Origin of the sequence: Micromonospora sp. CA-244673, from assembly GCF_050948395.1 — a bacterium.
Classification (GTDB): domain Bacteria; phylum Actinomycetota; class Actinomycetes; order Mycobacteriales; family Micromonosporaceae; genus Micromonospora.
Genome location: NZ_CP192019.1, coordinates 2985826 through 2999935, shown reverse-complemented (window position 1 = coordinate 2999935; position 14110 = coordinate 2985826). Strand labels below are relative to the sequence as shown.

At 71.8% G+C, this 14110-nt stretch carries 15 protein-coding genes and 1 pseudogene; 9 read left to right on the top strand and 7 right to left on the bottom strand.

Going from position 1 to position 14110, the window contains the following annotated elements:
* Positions 1-79: 79 nt before the first annotated feature.
* The 3 genes from ACQP12_RS14025 to ACQP12_RS14015 all read right to left on the bottom strand — a co-directional run bounded on the left by ACQP12_RS14025 (position 80) and on the right by ACQP12_RS14015 (position 3074).
* A complete protein-coding gene (locus ACQP12_RS14025; protein ID WP_046564718.1) occupies positions 80-265 on the bottom strand; it encodes a thiazolylpeptide-type bacteriocin in 186 nt (61 codons plus the stop codon).
* 475 nt (positions 266-740) lie between these two features.
* Positions 741-923: a hypothetical protein gene (locus ACQP12_RS14020; protein WP_046564715.1), complete on the bottom strand. Its 183-nt coding sequence runs from the start codon at positions 921-923 to the stop codon at positions 741-743.
* A 54-nt stretch (positions 924-977) separates the two neighbouring features.
* Entirely contained in the window at positions 978-3074 is a 2097-nt protein-coding gene (locus ACQP12_RS14015; RefSeq protein ID WP_433288104.1) for a TOMM precursor leader peptide-binding protein, read from the bottom strand.
* A gap of 530 nt (positions 3075-3604) precedes the next feature.
* Between ACQP12_RS14015 and ACQP12_RS14010 the strand changes: the two genes are divergently transcribed.
* From ACQP12_RS14010 to ACQP12_RS13990, 5 genes are all read left to right on the top strand, one after another.
* Positions 3605-4552 (top strand): ATP-binding cassette domain-containing protein, encoded by a 948-nt coding sequence (locus tag ACQP12_RS14010; RefSeq protein ID WP_433288102.1) that lies wholly within the window; start codon positions 3605-3607, stop codon positions 4550-4552.
* Positions 4549-5391, top strand: a complete 843-nt coding sequence (locus ACQP12_RS14005) for a hypothetical protein (protein WP_433288100.1) — start codon at positions 4549-4551, stop codon at positions 5389-5391. The genes ACQP12_RS14010 and ACQP12_RS14005 overlap by 4 nt, the downstream gene beginning before the upstream one ends.
* A 21-nt stretch (positions 5392-5412) precedes the next feature.
* Positions 5413-5652, top strand: a complete 240-nt coding sequence (locus ACQP12_RS14000; RefSeq protein ID WP_357948804.1) for a hypothetical protein — start codon at positions 5413-5415, stop codon at positions 5650-5652.
* Positions 5653-5741: 89 nt separating this feature from the next.
* The gene (locus tag ACQP12_RS13995) at positions 5742-6224 is read left to right on the top strand and encodes a GNAT family N-acetyltransferase (RefSeq protein ID WP_433288098.1); all 483 of its coding nucleotides are present in this window, start codon (positions 5742-5744) and stop codon (positions 6222-6224) included.
* 174 nt (positions 6225-6398) lie between these two features.
* Entirely contained in the window at positions 6399-8234 is a 1836-nt protein-coding gene (locus tag ACQP12_RS13990) for an AMP-dependent synthetase/ligase (protein ID WP_433289265.1), read from the top strand.
* Between the two features lie 183 nt (positions 8235-8417).
* Here the strand turns inward: ACQP12_RS13990 and ggt are convergent, their stop codons facing one another.
* Positions 8418-10220 (bottom strand): gamma-glutamyltransferase, encoded by a 1803-nt coding sequence (gene ggt / locus ACQP12_RS13985; RefSeq protein WP_433288096.1) that lies wholly within the window; start codon positions 10218-10220, stop codon positions 8418-8420.
* 131 nt (positions 10221-10351) lie between these two features.
* On the opposite strand from ggt, the gene ACQP12_RS13980 reads away from it, so the two are divergent.
* From ACQP12_RS13980 to ACQP12_RS13970, 3 genes are read left to right on the top strand one after another with little or no spacing between them, the layout of a single operon-like run.
* On the top strand, positions 10352-10747 hold the full coding sequence (locus ACQP12_RS13980) for an ArsR/SmtB family transcription factor (protein WP_433288094.1): 396 nt from the start codon (positions 10352-10354) through the stop codon (positions 10745-10747).
* Positions 10680-11162: an SRPBCC domain-containing protein gene (locus ACQP12_RS13975; protein WP_433288092.1), complete on the top strand. Its 483-nt coding sequence runs from the start codon at positions 10680-10682 to the stop codon at positions 11160-11162. Before ACQP12_RS13980 ends, ACQP12_RS13975 begins: the two co-directional genes overlap by 68 nt.
* Complete coding sequence (locus tag ACQP12_RS13970; protein ID WP_433288090.1) at positions 11149-11721, top strand: TIGR03086 family metal-binding protein; 573 nt, start codon at positions 11149-11151, stop codon at positions 11719-11721. The genes ACQP12_RS13975 and ACQP12_RS13970 overlap by 14 nt, the downstream gene beginning before the upstream one ends.
* 9 nt (positions 11722-11730) lie before the next feature.
* Here the strand turns inward: ACQP12_RS13970 and ACQP12_RS13965 are convergent, their stop codons facing one another.
* Both ACQP12_RS13965 and ACQP12_RS13960 read right to left on the bottom strand, forming a co-directional pair.
* Positions 11731-12090 carry a hypothetical protein gene (locus ACQP12_RS13965; protein WP_433288088.1) on the bottom strand — a complete coding sequence of 120 codons (360 nt, stop codon included), beginning with the start codon at positions 12088-12090 and terminating at the stop codon, positions 11731-11733.
* The gene (locus ACQP12_RS13960; RefSeq protein ID WP_433288086.1) at positions 12048-13379 is read right to left on the bottom strand and encodes an RNA-guided endonuclease InsQ/TnpB family protein; all 1332 of its coding nucleotides are present in this window, start codon (positions 13377-13379) and stop codon (positions 12048-12050) included. The genes ACQP12_RS13965 and ACQP12_RS13960 overlap by 43 nt, the downstream gene beginning before the upstream one ends.
* A 62-nt stretch (positions 13380-13441) precedes the next feature.
* Here ACQP12_RS13960 and tnpA point away from each other — a divergent pair.
* Positions 13442-13822: pseudogene (tnpA, locus tag ACQP12_RS13955) on the top strand (IS200/IS605 family transposase).
* Between the two features lie 71 nt (positions 13823-13893).
* Here tnpA and ACQP12_RS13950 read toward each other — a convergent pair.
* Complete coding sequence (locus ACQP12_RS13950; RefSeq protein ID WP_433288084.1) at positions 13894-14061, bottom strand: hypothetical protein; 168 nt, start codon at positions 14059-14061, stop codon at positions 13894-13896.
* Between the last annotated feature and the right edge of the window lie 49 nt (positions 14062-14110).

The window sequence follows — 14110 nt, the reverse complement described above, 5'->3', positions numbered from 1 at the left end:
GTCTGCGGTCGCGGGCTGCGGGAAACCGGTGCCCCGCCGGCGTGGCTCGCCGGCGGGGCGGTACGGCGGTGGGTTCAGATCACCCGCCGCCGCATCCGGTGCTGGTGCTGCTGCTGCAGCAGCTCGACGTGCTGCAACTGCAGCAGCTGGAGCAGGAGCAGCTGGAGCTCGACCAGTCCATGACCATCGCGTCGATGGCGTCGACGTCCTCGATCTCGAACGTCTCCGTCTCCAGCGCGCGCAGTTCCTCAGTCAGTTCCGGCATTTCCGTACACCTCCCCTCTGGCGGTCAGGGCGCGCGGCGCCGGCGGTCGTCCGGAGCGACCGGCGGTTCCGTCGCTCAGCTGGTGCTGCTGCAACTCGACGAGGTGCAGCTGCAACAACTGGACGTGCTGCAACTGGAGCAGCTCGATGTGCTCGTGCTGCTGCTGCAGATGTCCATGAGCTCGGCGGACAGATCAGCGATGTCCTCGATCTCGAACGTCTCGGTCTGCAGGTCGCGCAGCTCGCTGCGGACCGAGTCGGGCAGTACGCCGGATGTCGGGGGTTGTGTGGGCACAGGCCTCTCCTTGAGCCGCGTTCGAGCCGGTCGTCGGTGGTCCGCCCGCACCACCACGGTGGCTGCGGAGGCACGCAGGGGCTACTCGCCGGCGTCGGCCGGCGGCGGATGGTGCGTCATCGATGCGGCGTCCCACCGGGGATCGGATTCGTCAGCGTCGGGGGCAACCCCGTTGGACCGGTCAGCCGCAGCTGGAGGTGCTGGTGCTAGTGCTGCAGCAGCTCGACGTGCTGCAGCTGCAGCAGCTCGAGCAGGAGCAGCTGGAGCTGGTGGCGGCGAGCGCCTCGCCGCCGTCCTCGACCTCCTCGATCTCGAAGGTCTCGGTCTCCAGCTCGCGGAGCTCGTCGTTCAGGGTGATCGGCATGTTGTCACCTCCCTTCCGTGGTGCGTGCCTCGCCGAAACCACTGACGTGGTGGTTCAGTCGGCCGCCGGGGCGTGCCGGCGCAGCAGGACGACGCCGCTGCGGAAGGCCCCGGTGGCCCGGACGTCCCGGGTCGTCGTCTCGACCAGCAGGGCGCTCATCCCCCGCTGCGCCAGCGCGGCCAGCACGGCCGCCCGGTCGGTCGGCGTGGCCGCCGCCGCGGCCGGGGTGGCGCCGACGGTGAGCACGGCCGGGTCGAAGTCCCGCAGCACCGGGTCGCCGAGGTCGGCGACGGCGCTCTCGAAGTGCCGCACCTGCACCCGCCCGACCGCGTCGCGCACGGCCGCCAGCCGGGTGGCGACCGGGTCGTACCCGCCGGCGAGCGCCCAGTCCCGGTCGCCACCGTCGGGCGGCTCGGCGACGGCGAGCACGGCGTGCGCCGGCTCGGCCCCGGTCAGGGTGTAGACCGACAGCCGCCGGCCAAAGCGGTGGGCGGCCTTGACCACGAACGCGGTGTCCTCGTCGCCGACCAGGTCCTCCTCGCTGACCGGGCGCACCTCGGCCCGCCCGCGCAGCGCCTCGATCAGCGCCCGGTAGGCCAGCGCGTCGGCCAACCCCCGGTCGACGACCTCGTCGAGGGAGCCACCGGCGGCGGCGCCGGCCACCGTCGGCTCGGCCCAGCCCTCGGCGTTGAACCCGAAGGTCGGCAACGCCAGCGCGGCCGGCACCCGGACCGACCCGGAGCCGCCCAGGACGGTGGCCGTCAGCCAGCGGGTGCGCCGCCGCTCGTCCGCCGGCGCCCCGGTCGGCGTGAGCTCCGACCAGAGGACCGGCTCCTCGCCCCGCTCGCGCAGCTCGGCGGCCGACGCGGTGACCGCCGCGGCCAGGTCCGCGTGGCCGGCGGCGTGGTCCCGGACCGCCACGCGATACGCGGCGAGCCGGGCGCCCATGACGGTGTGCACGTCGAAGGCCGTCACCTCACGCGGCCCGCGCCGGCCGGGCAGCCGCAGCCGGGCCGTCTTCAACGGCGCCTGCTCCAACGGGTCGTCGACGAACCGGCTGAACACCCCGACGTTCGGCGTCACCAGCGCCTCGGCCCGCTGGTAAATCTCCTCCTCCGCGCCGGCGGACGGCCCCGGGTCGGTCACCTCGACGTCCCGGCAGACCGGGCACGCCGGGTGCGGCAGCACCCGCTCCCGGGTGGACTCCAGGGTGGCCGTGTCGAGCAGCAGCACCCCGCCGCCGGTGTCCGGCGCGAACGCGCCGGTAAGCGCGCGGAACAGCTCGAAGGCGGCGGCGTTGCCGAGCATCCGGGCGGTCACCTCGGGCAGGGCCGCCACGACGTCGCCGCCGACGGCGAGCTGACGCCAGAACTCCGCCGCGGTCGCCGGGTCCGCGGCGGCCGCCAGCCGCAGCTGGGCGCAGTGCCAGCACGGCGTCTGTCCGGCGAGGACGGTCGGGCCCACCACGGCGCGCTCGTCGTCCCAACGCACCGGCACGAGCAGCGGCCCGTCCCGGTGGCAGTCGCGGGCCAGCGCGGCCAGGCGGGCCAGGCCGTCGGGGCCGGTGCAGCAGACGACCGCGTCCACGGCGCGCAGGTCCGGCGCCCCGTCGTGGCACCGCACCTCGGCCGGCAGGCCGTCGGCGCGCAGGTCCGCCAGCTCGGGCCGCAGGGCCTCGGCGTACCACTCGGGGTCGTCGTCGGTGTGCAGGTCGAGGCGGACGCAGCCGTTGCGCAGCAGTCCGGTCGCGGCGGCCAGCAGCGCCTCTCCCCCGCCGCAGAGCGCCACCCGGGCGGAGTGGAAGCGCCGGAACCGGCCGGTGGGGTCGTCCGCGAAGTGGTCGATGAACTCGATCTGGGCGGCGAAGCGGCGGGCCAGCGGCTCGGGAAGGGCGCTGCGCTCCCCGGCGTCCTTGGCGAAGCCGCGGTCGAGCAGGGCGCGGACCAGGGTGAGCACGGTCTGCCGCTGGCCCGGGTCGAGGGCGGCGGTGAGCTGGGCGAGGGTGTGCTCCCCGGTCAGGTACGGGCTGAGCGACGTCAGCCAGCGGAACGCCGACCTGCCCTTGATCAGGAACGCGCTGTCCGGCCCGCGCAGATACGCGCCGGCCGGGGCGTCCAGGAACACGACGTCGTGCCGCAACTTGGGGCGCATTTCCAGGCTGGTTGCACCGTCCGGCGGCTGGCTCATGCGACCCCCCATGACAACGACCACGGTCACTTCTAAAGCGTCTTCATGCTGCCCAAGGTCATGTCTTTCGTCAACAGATTGTTTCGCGGGAGGCAGTGACGTGAGCAGATTTCGGTGGATTGAGCTGCGGCTAAGACAAAAACCTCCGGCGGCCCGGAAGGCGGCCCTACCGGAGCCGATCGATCTTCGGTACTCTGTGCGCGTCGTCACTCCGCCGCAGGTCAGAGGCCCGAAATGCCCGCTGCAGGGCGCCGTCTCCGTGGCCTGGAGCGGGGCGGCGCGAGCGCGGACCGACCAGCTTTCCGGCGCGTCGGACCCGCCTTAACCAGCGCTAAAGTCCAGCCAAGGAAATAAAAACCCCGCAGTGCAGTCGGAAATGGGAAGGAATCCGGGATGAACGCGAAGCAAAACCCGACCGACAGCCCGGCGGCACGGCATCGCACGATTGCGGTGGCACGTTGAGGAATGACCGTTTTGCCATTGAAATTCATCAAGTGACCAAACGTTATCCCGGCGGGATCACCGCCGTGGACGGCCTTGACCTGCGGGTGCACGAGGGCGAGGTGCTCGGCTTCCTCGGGCCCAACGGCGCGGGCAAGACCACCACCATGCGCATGCTGGTCGGGCTGGTCCGGCCGACCAGCGGCCGGATCGAGGTGCTGGGCCGGCCGCCGGGCACCCCCGAGCAGCTCGCCCGGGTGGGCGCCCTGATCGAGTCGCCCGCCTTCTATCCCCACCTGTCGGGCCGCGACAACCTGCGCCTCGCCGCCCGGTACGCGGGCGTGCCCGAGCGGGCCACCGACCGGGTGCTGACCGAGGTGGGCCTGACCGACCGGGCCGGCTCGCCGTTCCGCACGTACTCGCTCGGCATGAAGCAGCGGCTCGGCGTGGCCGCCGCCCTGCTCAAGGAGCCGACCCTGCTGATCCTGGACGAGCCCACCAACGGCCTCGACCCGGCCGGGGTGACCGACATCCGCGAACTGCTCCGCACGCTCGGCCGGCACGGCCGCACCGTGCTGCTGTCCAGTCACGTCCTCGGCGAGGTGGAGCAGATCTGCGACCGGATCGTCGTCATCGACTCCGGGCGGCTGGTCGCCGACGGCACGCCGGACGAGCTGCGCGGGTCGCTCGGCCAGGCGGTGCTGGTGATCGACGCCGACCCGGCGGACCGGGCGGCGGAGTGCCTGCGCGGGCACGACGGGGTCCGGTCGGTGGAGCTGGTCGACGGGCTGCTGCGGGTCACCACCGACCCGGCCCTGGCCGCGGCGCTGAACCGCCGGCTGGTCGAGGCCGGGATCGACGTGCGGGAGCTGCGCCCCGTGCGGCACTCGCTGGAGGAGGCGTTCCTGAGCTTGACCGCGCCCGCGCGGCCGCAGACGGCGGGGTCCGAACGGCAGGACCGGGGACAGGAAGTGGCGACCACGACAGGGGGCGTCCGATGATGACGGCGGTGCGGGCGGCCTGGTTCGCCGACCGGAAACGGCCGGCGGTGTGGACCGTGACGGCGACCTGGCTCGCCCTGGCGCTCGGCTTCGGCATCGGGGTGCCCTACCTCGTGCACCTGGCGCTGGCCGGCGACCCGAAGGAGGCGAAGTCGGCCGAGTCCCTGCTGGCCGCCGTCCTACCCGGCCAGCTGGTGCCCACCGGGATCGGGCTGTTCCCGCTGTTCGGAGGCGCCATCCTGGTGATCCTCGGCGCGCTCGTGGTCGGCAACGAGTACCGCTGGGGGACGTGGAACCTCATCTTCACCCAGCGGCCACGACGGGTGCAGGTGATGGCCGGACAGGCCGTCGTCCTGTGCGGCCTGACCCTGCTGATCGCCGTGCTCACCTTCGGCGTGCTGGCCCTGACCACCGGCGCGCTGGCCGCCGTGGAGGGACGGATCGCCGACTGGCCGTCGGCCGGGCGGCTCCTGGCGGCGGTGGCCGGCGCCTGGCTGATCTGCACCGCACACGCCGCCGTCGGCTGGTTCCTCGCGATCGCGTTCCGCAGCGCCACCACAGCCATCGCGGTCGGTCTGATCTGGACGCTGGTCCTCGAGAACGCGGTCAGCGCGCTCGCCCTCGCACTGAGCCCGCTGGAGGTGGTCCAGAAGGTGCTGCTGGCACCGAGCTCCGGCGCCCTGGCCGGCGCCCTGGGGGCGCGGTCCCAGTTCGACGGGGGCACGCCCGGGGTGCTGGAATCCTCCAGCGCGCTGGTGCCGACCCTCGTCCTGCTGGGCTACGTTCTGGTCATGTTCGGAACGGGCAGCTGGCTGGCCGCGCGGCGCGACGTCGGCTGACGCAGCGGAGGAGATGTCGACATGGACTTCCTGCTCGCCTTCGCGGTGACCGGCCTGGCGGCCTCCGGGGGCTGGATCGCCTGGGCCGCCGTCCGGGGCTGGTCGCGCGCCCGCGACCGGCGCCACGAGCTGCGGCTGGCCCGCGCCCGTGCCGGCGCGGACATCCGGCGCGCCGAACTGGCCGCGCAGGTCCGCGAGATCGAACTCGCCAACGAGACCTACGAGGACTTCGTCCGCCGCCACCCGGAACGCGAGTCTTGATCGCTGCCGACTCTGCTGGTTGGCTGGCCGCCATGACTGATCTCGGGCCCGTCGCCTGGCCGCCCGAGCCGATCCGGACCGAAAGGCTCGTGCTCCGTGAGTCAGGGGCCCGGGACCGTGCGGCGTTCATCGAGCTGCTGTCGTCGTCGGAGGTGCACACCTACCTCGGCGGCCCCCGCCCGCGTGACGAGCTTGAGCGCGAGCTGGCCGAGGTGCCCGCGCGGTGGCCCGGGAGTTTCGTCGTTGATCTCGACGGAGCGATGATCGGCCAGATCCTGCTCAGGAGAGCAACCGAGCATCGTCGCCCGGTCGCCGTGGGGAAGGCCGATCTCGGCTACCTGTTCCTGCCGCAGGCGTGGGGATCCGGGTACGCCGCCGAGGCGTGCACCGCGGCACTCGACTGGTTCGACGGTGTCCTTCCCGGCGAGCCGGTGGTGCTCACCACCCAGACCGCCAACGCCGGCTCGATGCGCCTCGCGGCGAAGCTGGGGTTCACCGAGGTGGAGCGGTTCCACGCCTGGGACGCCGAGCAGTGGCTCGGCCTGCGGTCCCCGGTCACGCCGCCCGCGTGAGGTCGTTCTCGGCAGCACGGCCTCACCCCTGTTCCACGCCTTCGCCTCGGCGGAGCAGACGTCGCGCGCCAACTCGAGTGCCCACAAGGCCGCGCGTTTGCCCAGCTACGCCTCGGGCAATCGCGCCGGGGAGCACTGGGCGTGCAGGACGACAGCCAGGGGGCGTACGGGGGCATGCGGGGCAGCGTCGCGGTGAAGCCGGAGGTGACCGGCGGCGAGTCGGTGGGGCTGGCCGACGTGGTGTGGGACAACGCGCTCCGGAAACCGGACACGGTGCAGTTTCTGCGCCCGAACCCGGACGTCCGGTCGTGGCCCGCGCGCCAGTCCGGCGCCGGCGACGCGGGCGCGGTGACCTGCGGACAGTTCCGCGACGACGTGCTGGCGTTGGCGCGAGGACTCATCGCCGCCGGGGTCGCCCCAGGGGATCGGGTGGCGTTGATGAGCCGCACCCGCTACGAGTGGACCCTGGTCGACTATGCGGTGTGGACGGTCGGCGCGGTGACCGTTCCGGTGTACGACACCTCGAGTGCCGATCAGCTGGCCTGGATCCTGGCCGACTCCGGCGCGGTGGCGTGCGTGGTCGAGACGCCCGAGCACGCGGCGATGCTGACCGGTGTGCGGGACACCCTGCCGAAGCTCGGACAGGTGTGGCAGATCGACGCCGGCGACCTGACACGGGCAGCGAGCCGGGGCCAGAACCTCGACGACGAGCAGGTGGAGGCCCGCCGTCGCGCGGTGTCGGGCCGGGACGTGGCGACGATCGTGTACACCAGCGGGACGACGGGCCGTCCGAAGGGCTGCGTGCTGACGCACCGCAACATCCACCTCGACGTCGGCAACGCCGTCGCGGCGCTGCCGGAGCTGTTCCATGAGAGGGCGTCGACGGTGCTCTTCCTGCCGTTGGCGCACGCGTTCGCCCGGATGATCCAGGTGGGGATGGTGCAGACCCGGGCCACGATGGTGCACAGCGCCGACATGAGCGGCGTGATGGATCAGCTACGCCGATACCGGCCCACGTTCGTCCTCGCGGTGCCACGGGTGTTCGAGAGGATGCACAACCGGGCGCGGCAGAAGGCCATCGAGAGCCACCAGGGTCGCCTCTTCGCCGTCGCGGACCGGGTGGCGGTGCGGTACAGCCAGGCCCTCGACCGCCCGTCCGGCCCTTCTCCGGCGCTCCGGCTGGCGCGGCGGGTCTTCGACCTGCTGGTGTACCGGAAGCTGCGGGCCGCGCTCGGCGGACGGTGCCGCGTCGCGATCGTCGGCGGCGCCCCCCTCGGTGAGCGGCTCGGCCATTTCTTCCGCGGCGCCGGTCTGACGGCGCTGGAGGGGTACGGGTTGACCGAGACCTCCCCGGCGCTGGCGGCGAACCGACCGTCGGCGATGCGGATCGGCACGGTCGGCCGGCCGCTACCGGGCGTGGAGTTGGCGATCGCCGACGACGGGGAGGTCCTCGTCCGCGGCGACGTGGTGTTCCACAGCTACTGGAACAACCCGTCCGCCACCAGCGCGGCGTTCACCGCCGACGGCTGGTTCCGCACCGGCGACCTCGGCAGCCTCGACGACGACGGCTATCTGCGGATCACGGGACGCACCAAGGAGATCCTCGTGACCGCGGCCGGCAAGCACCTCGTCCCCGCACCGATGGAGGATCGGGTACGCGCGGACCCGCTGGTCAGCAACTGCATGCTCGTCGGCGACGCCAAGCCGTACGCCGCCGCGCTGATCACCATCGACCCGCAGGCATGGCAGCGGTGGCGGACCGCTCACGGCCACCCGCGCGCATCGGTGGCGGAACTACGCGACGACCCCGCCCTGCGCGGCGAGATCCAGGCTGTGGTCGACCAGGCGAACAGCTCGGTCTCCAAGGCGGAGGCCATCAAGACCTTCCGCATCCTGCCCGACGACTTCACCGAGGCCAACGGTGAGCTCACCCCCACCTTGAAGATCAAGCGCGAGGTGGTGGCGCGGCGCCGCGCCGCCGACATCGACGCTCTCTACGCCGGCCATTAGGCCGCGTCTCGAAGCGGGCCGCACCTGAGAACGACACCCCCGACGTGACGCCGCAGCGGACGGCCGAGGTCGGCTACCGCTACCTGCGCAAGCTGCGGTACTGAGAATCCGCCTGCAGGAGTGCTGACGGGCACCAGGGCCGACGGCCGGACATGCCGGCCCTGGTGCCCGTGACACCCGTCGTCAGTCGCGCGCCCAGCGGCCGACGACGGCCGCCGCCCCGCAGCCCCGGCGTACGGGCTCGGCCGCGGCGATCAGCCGGCCGTCCGGCAGGAACTCGATTCCGGTTGCCGCGCCGATCTCCGCGGTGGCCGAGAAGGCGTGGCCCGGCGGGAGGCCGGTGGCGTACCCGGTGATGAAGGCCGGCTCCGCCTGGGTGCTGGCGCCGTTGCGCTGCGACGCCCGCGGCGCGGCGAGGGCCTGCGGCAGCGTCATGCCCCGGTCGATCCGGTTGACCAGCATCTGCAGGACGGTGGTGATGATCGTGGCGCCGCCGGGCGAGCCGACGGCCAGGAACGGCCGGCCGTCGGCCAGCACGATGGTGGGTGCCATGGAGCTGCGCGGGCGCTTGCCCGGCCCCGGGAGGTTCGGGTCGGTCGCGGCGCCCTGGGTCGGCGCGAAGTTGAAGTCGGTCAGCTCGTTGTTGAGCAGGAATCCCCGGCCGGGCACGACCATGCCGTTGCCGCCGGTCGCCTCGATGGTCAGCGTGTACTCCACGACGTTGCCCCACCGGTCGGCCACCGTCAGGTTCGTGGTGCCCGTGCGGTCGTCGCGGACGTCGGCGGCGGCCGCCGCCGAGCAGCCGCCGTAGGCGCCGTCGGGTACGCCGGGCGCGACCGGCTTGGGCAGCGCCGCCGACGGGTCGATCAGGCAGGCCCGCTCCTTGGCGTACGCGTCGCTGAGCAGCTCGCGGAGCACGTTCCGCTGGGTACGGTCGCCGACGTACCGGTTGCGGTCGGCGAACGACATCGCGCTGGCCTCCAGGTAGTGGTGCATCGCCTGGGTCGCGGTCATGGACCGCAGGTCGAACTGCTCGAGAATGTTGAGCGCTTCCCCCACGGCGGTGCCGCCGCTGGACGGGGTGGACATGCCGTACACCTCGAGGCCGCGGTAATCCGACCGGGTCGGCTCGGGGAAGCGGGTGCGGTACGCGGCGAGGTCGGCGGCGGTCATGCCGGCGGGGCGGATGGGGTACGGCCACGAGCCGACCGGCTGCGCCGCCACCGGCGGGTGCTGCACGGTCGCGACCACGTCGCGACCGACCTCGCCGCGATAGAGGATGTCGGTGCCCCGCTTGGCGATCAGCCGGTACGTCTCGGCGAGGTCCGGGTTGCGGAAGGTGCTGCCGACCGCCGGCGGCTGCCCGCCGGGCAGGTACAGGGCGCTGGTCGAGCTGAACTGGCCGAACGCCGCCTGGTTCCCGGCGATCTGACCGGCGAAGGTCTCGTCGACGGGGAAGCCGTCCTCGGCGACCCGCGCGGCGGGCGTGAGCACCTGCGCGAGCGACCGGGTGCCCCAGCGGTCCAGCGCGTCCTGCCAGGTGAGCAGGGTGCCCGGGACGCCGACCGACAGCCCGCTGATCCGGGCCTCGTCGAACCGGTACGGCGCTCCGGTGGCCGGGTCGATGAAGGTGGTCTCGCTCATGGAGGCCGGTCCGGCCTCCCGGCCATCGATGGTGTGCACCCGGCGGCTCTTCGCGTCGTAGTAGACGAAGAAGCCGCCGCCGCCGATGCCGGCCGAGAACGGTTCGGTGACGCCGAGCGTCGCGGCGGCGGCGACCGCCGCGTCGACCGCGTTGCCGCCGCGCCGCAGCACCTGCAGGCCGACGGCGGTGGCGGTGGCGTCCACGGTGGAGACCGCTCCGCCGTAGCCGACGGCCACCGGCTCCTTCGGCGGCCCGGACGGCTTCGCGTGGGCGGGCATGGCGGTCCCGGCCATGAGCGTGGCCAGGGCGATGGTCGCGGTGACGAGGGCCCGAGGTCTCATCCGGCCTCCCAGATCGACATGAGTGGACCTCCTGCCTACTCCACCAGCTTGGGGCGGGCAACCCGAGGGTTGACGGATGGCCGGCCTGCTACGTACGGTTCTTTAAACCATCAGGTTGAAAGGGTGGGCGGATGACCACGGATGCGCTGTCCCGGGCCTTCGCCGCCCTCGCGGATCCGACCCGGCGCGACATGGTGGCCCGGCTCTCCGAGAGCGACGCGACGGTGAGCCAGCTGGCCGAGCCGTACCGGATGACGCTGCAGGCGGTCTACAAACACCTGCGGGTCCTCGAGGACGCCGGCCTGGTCAGCCGACCGGCCGGGCCGCAGCCCCGGCCGGCGCGCCTGGAGGCCCAGGCCCTCGACCTGATGGACACCTGGATCGAGCGCCACCGGCGCCGCGTCGAGCAGCGCTATCGCCGCCTCGACGCCCTGCTGACCGAGATGAAAGGAGACGAGCATGGACCGGATCACGGAGACAGTGATCGAAGCCGATCCGACGCTGCCGGTCATCCGGATGAGTCGTGACTTCGCGGCAACACCCGAGCAACTGTTCCGCGCCCACACCGATCCCGAGTTGTTCGCCCGCTGGGTGGGTCCCGACACCATGACCACCCGCATCGAGCACTGGGACGCGTCCACCGGCGGCAGCTGGCGGTACGCCTCGGTGCGCGACGGCACGGAGTACCGGTTCCGCGGCTGCTTCCACGACGTACGGCCGGACCGCATCGTGCAGACCTTCACGTTCGAGGGCGAGCCCGACGGAGTCGCGCTGGAGACGTTGTGGTTCGAGGACCTGGGCGACGGCCGTACGCGGCTGCGGACCCAGTCCCTGGTCGACAGCTTCGAAGGCCGCGACGCGTGGCTGCGCAGCGGCATGGAGGTCGGCGTCAACGAGGGCTACGCGAAGCTGGAAAGGATGATCGTCGATGGCGCTGTCTGACCACCCGGCCGAGCGGCACCGCCAGGTCGCCGGGCTGTTCACCGACCGGGTCCGCGGCACCCGGTCGTGGGACGCGCCGGCCCCGGTCGCCGGCTGGACCGCCCGCGACGTCGTGCGTCACCTGACCGAATGGTTCCCCGGTTTTCTCACCTCCGGCTCCGGCATCGAGTTGCCCAAGGGCCCGTCCGTGGACGAGGACCCGGTCGCCGCCTGGCAGACCCACGGCGATGCCGTGCAGGCGGTGCTCGACGACCCGGAGACGGCACACCGCCACCTCACCAACCCCCACATCGGCAGCCTGCCGCTGGCGGCCGCGATCGACCGGTTCTACACCACCGACGTCTTCATGCACACCTGGGATCTCTCCCGGGCCACCGGCCAGGACGACGCCCTGGACCCCGAGTTCTGCGCCGAACTCCTCGGCGGGATGGAGCAGATGGAGGAGATCATCCGCTCCTCCGGCCAGTACGGCCCGCGAGTGGCGGTCCCCGAGGACGCGGACGCCCAGACCAGGATGCTGGGCTTCATCGGCCGCGACCCGTTCTGGTCGGCGCCCTGAGCCCCGTCGTCAGGACCGCCGCACCGCCGACCGATCCCGCGACCAGTGCGTGAAGTCGGTGGCGACGATGCTCTCGTCATGCACGCCAGACGCGTCGTCCGACGCCAGCCAGACCACGGGCGGGCCCATCACGGCGAGATCCACGAACGCATGTCCCTCGGGCACAGCGTCGAGAGGCAGCATCCCGGTGACAGTCGCGCCCCCCGGGCAGCAGGAGGTTGACGGTGACGCCAGTGTCCCGGCGGCCATGATCCGCGACAGAGCCTCACTCGCGGCGCGCGACGGCCCGTAGGGCACGAGCCCGGCTCGGTGCAGGTTCGACGAGCTCACGGCGATGTTGACGATGCGGCCGCCGCCGGCCGCCAGCATCCGCGGCGTAACCTCCCGCGCCACGAGGAATTGACATCCTCTCCGCCCTGAAGGACGGAGATTCCCTCCACGCTGCGCGTGGAACACGCGGCGTCCGGGTGGGTTCCCGCTTCCCTGCGCGCTGCCGGCACGAGTGCTGGTCTTACGTGCGCTCCACGGGCGTTGAGGTCCGCCTGTCCAGCGGCCCGAATGTTCCTGGCGGCGTTGATGTCCCGGTCGTGGGCTGCTCCGCACGGGCAGTCCCACGATCGGACGTTGAGCGCCATCTTCTCGTTGATCCGGCCACACGCCGAGCACATGCGGGTGGACGGGAAGAACCGGTCCACCCGGGCGAAGGTGCGCCCGTACCGGGCGGCCTTGTACTCCAACATGTCCGTGAACGACGCCCAACCGGCGTCGTGCACCGATCTGGCGAGCCGGGTCCGGCCGAGACCGACGACGCACAGATCCTCGACGTACACCGCTTGGTTCTCACGGATGATCTGCGTCGAGAGCTTGTGCTGCCAGTCGCGCCGGGTGTCGGCCACCCGGGCGTGCGCCCGCGCGACCTTGACCACGGCCGTCTTACGCCTGTTCGAGCCCTTCTGCTTGCGCGAGAGGTCCTGCTGCAACCGCTTGAGCTTGCGGGCGGCGCGGCGCAGGAACTTCGGCGCGGCCACCTTTGTGCCGTCCGACAGCACCGCGAAATGTGTCAGGCCCAAGTCGATGCCAACCTCGGAATCGACCGGCGGCAACGTCTCGTCCGCGCCGAGGGTGACGACGAACGAGGCGAAGTACCGCCCGGCAGCGTCCCGGATGATCGCCACGGACGAAGGGTCCGACGGCAGTGTCCGGGACCAACGGACCGCGAGGTCGCCGATCTTCGGCAGTCGCAGCCGGCCGTTGTCGCAGACCTTGAACCGGCTGTTCTTGGTGAACCGGATGGCCTGCCGGTTGTCCTTGCGGGACCGGAACCGGGGTGGGGCCACCTTGCGGCCCTTGCGCTTGCCCGTGACCGAGGCGAAGAAGTTGCGGTACGCGGTGTTCAGGTCCGCCAGGGCTTGTTGCAGCACGACCGCCGACACCTCACCCAGCCAAGCGCGGGCCTCGGTCTTCTTCGCCTCCGTGATGACCCGTCTGGACAACTCGCCGTCGGAGACGTACGGCAGTCCGGCCTCGCGGGCCTCCTGCCGTACGCGCAGCCCGTCGTTGAACACCACCCGCGCACACCCGAACGCGCGAGCTAGCTCGATCTGCTGGCCCGGCGTTGGATAGACGCGGAACTGGTAGCGGAGCTGCACGAAAAGCATTGTGCCATCTCGGTTTATGGCAGAACTAAAGCATCCACACTGGTAAACAATGTGTTCTTGCCATGCATGTTCACTTGGTCTTCGTGACGAAGTTCCGGCGCAAGGTGTTCGGCGACCGGCACCTGTCCCGGGTGGAACAGATCGTGCGAGACGTGTGCCGCGACTTCGAGGCCGAGCTGGTCGAGTTCAAAGGGCGAGAGCAACCACGTGCACCCTGCTAGTCAACTACCCACCCATAGTGGCCGCGGCCCGGCTGGTCAACAGCCTCAAGGGCGTATCGTCGCGCCGCCTGCGGCAGGTTCCCGACCTCGCACGCCACTACTACCAGGCCAACAAACTCTGGTCGGGCTCGTACTTCGCGGGCTCTGTCGCAGGGGCACCGTTAAGCGAAGCATTACATAGAGCAGCAAAAACGTCCGGCTCAAGGCACTGCTCGGGCCTGACGGCCCAGCCAGCGCGGGCCCTCACCCCCCGCCCTGAAGGGCGGAGCACTGACCCGCATTCCGGTGGCCGGTCAGTTGGCCTCCACCACGGCCCGGAAACCCTCGACCGGCACCTCCCAGAAGCCCCGTGGGTCGGTCATGAAGCGGGGGTTGACGCGGCGCATGCCGATCCCGGCGTTGTTCACCAGCATGTCGATGCCGCCCAGCCGTGACCACGCCTCGTCGACCGCCCTGGTCACCGACGACTCATCCCGTACGTCTAACTCGACGCCGAACGCCGGTCACCAG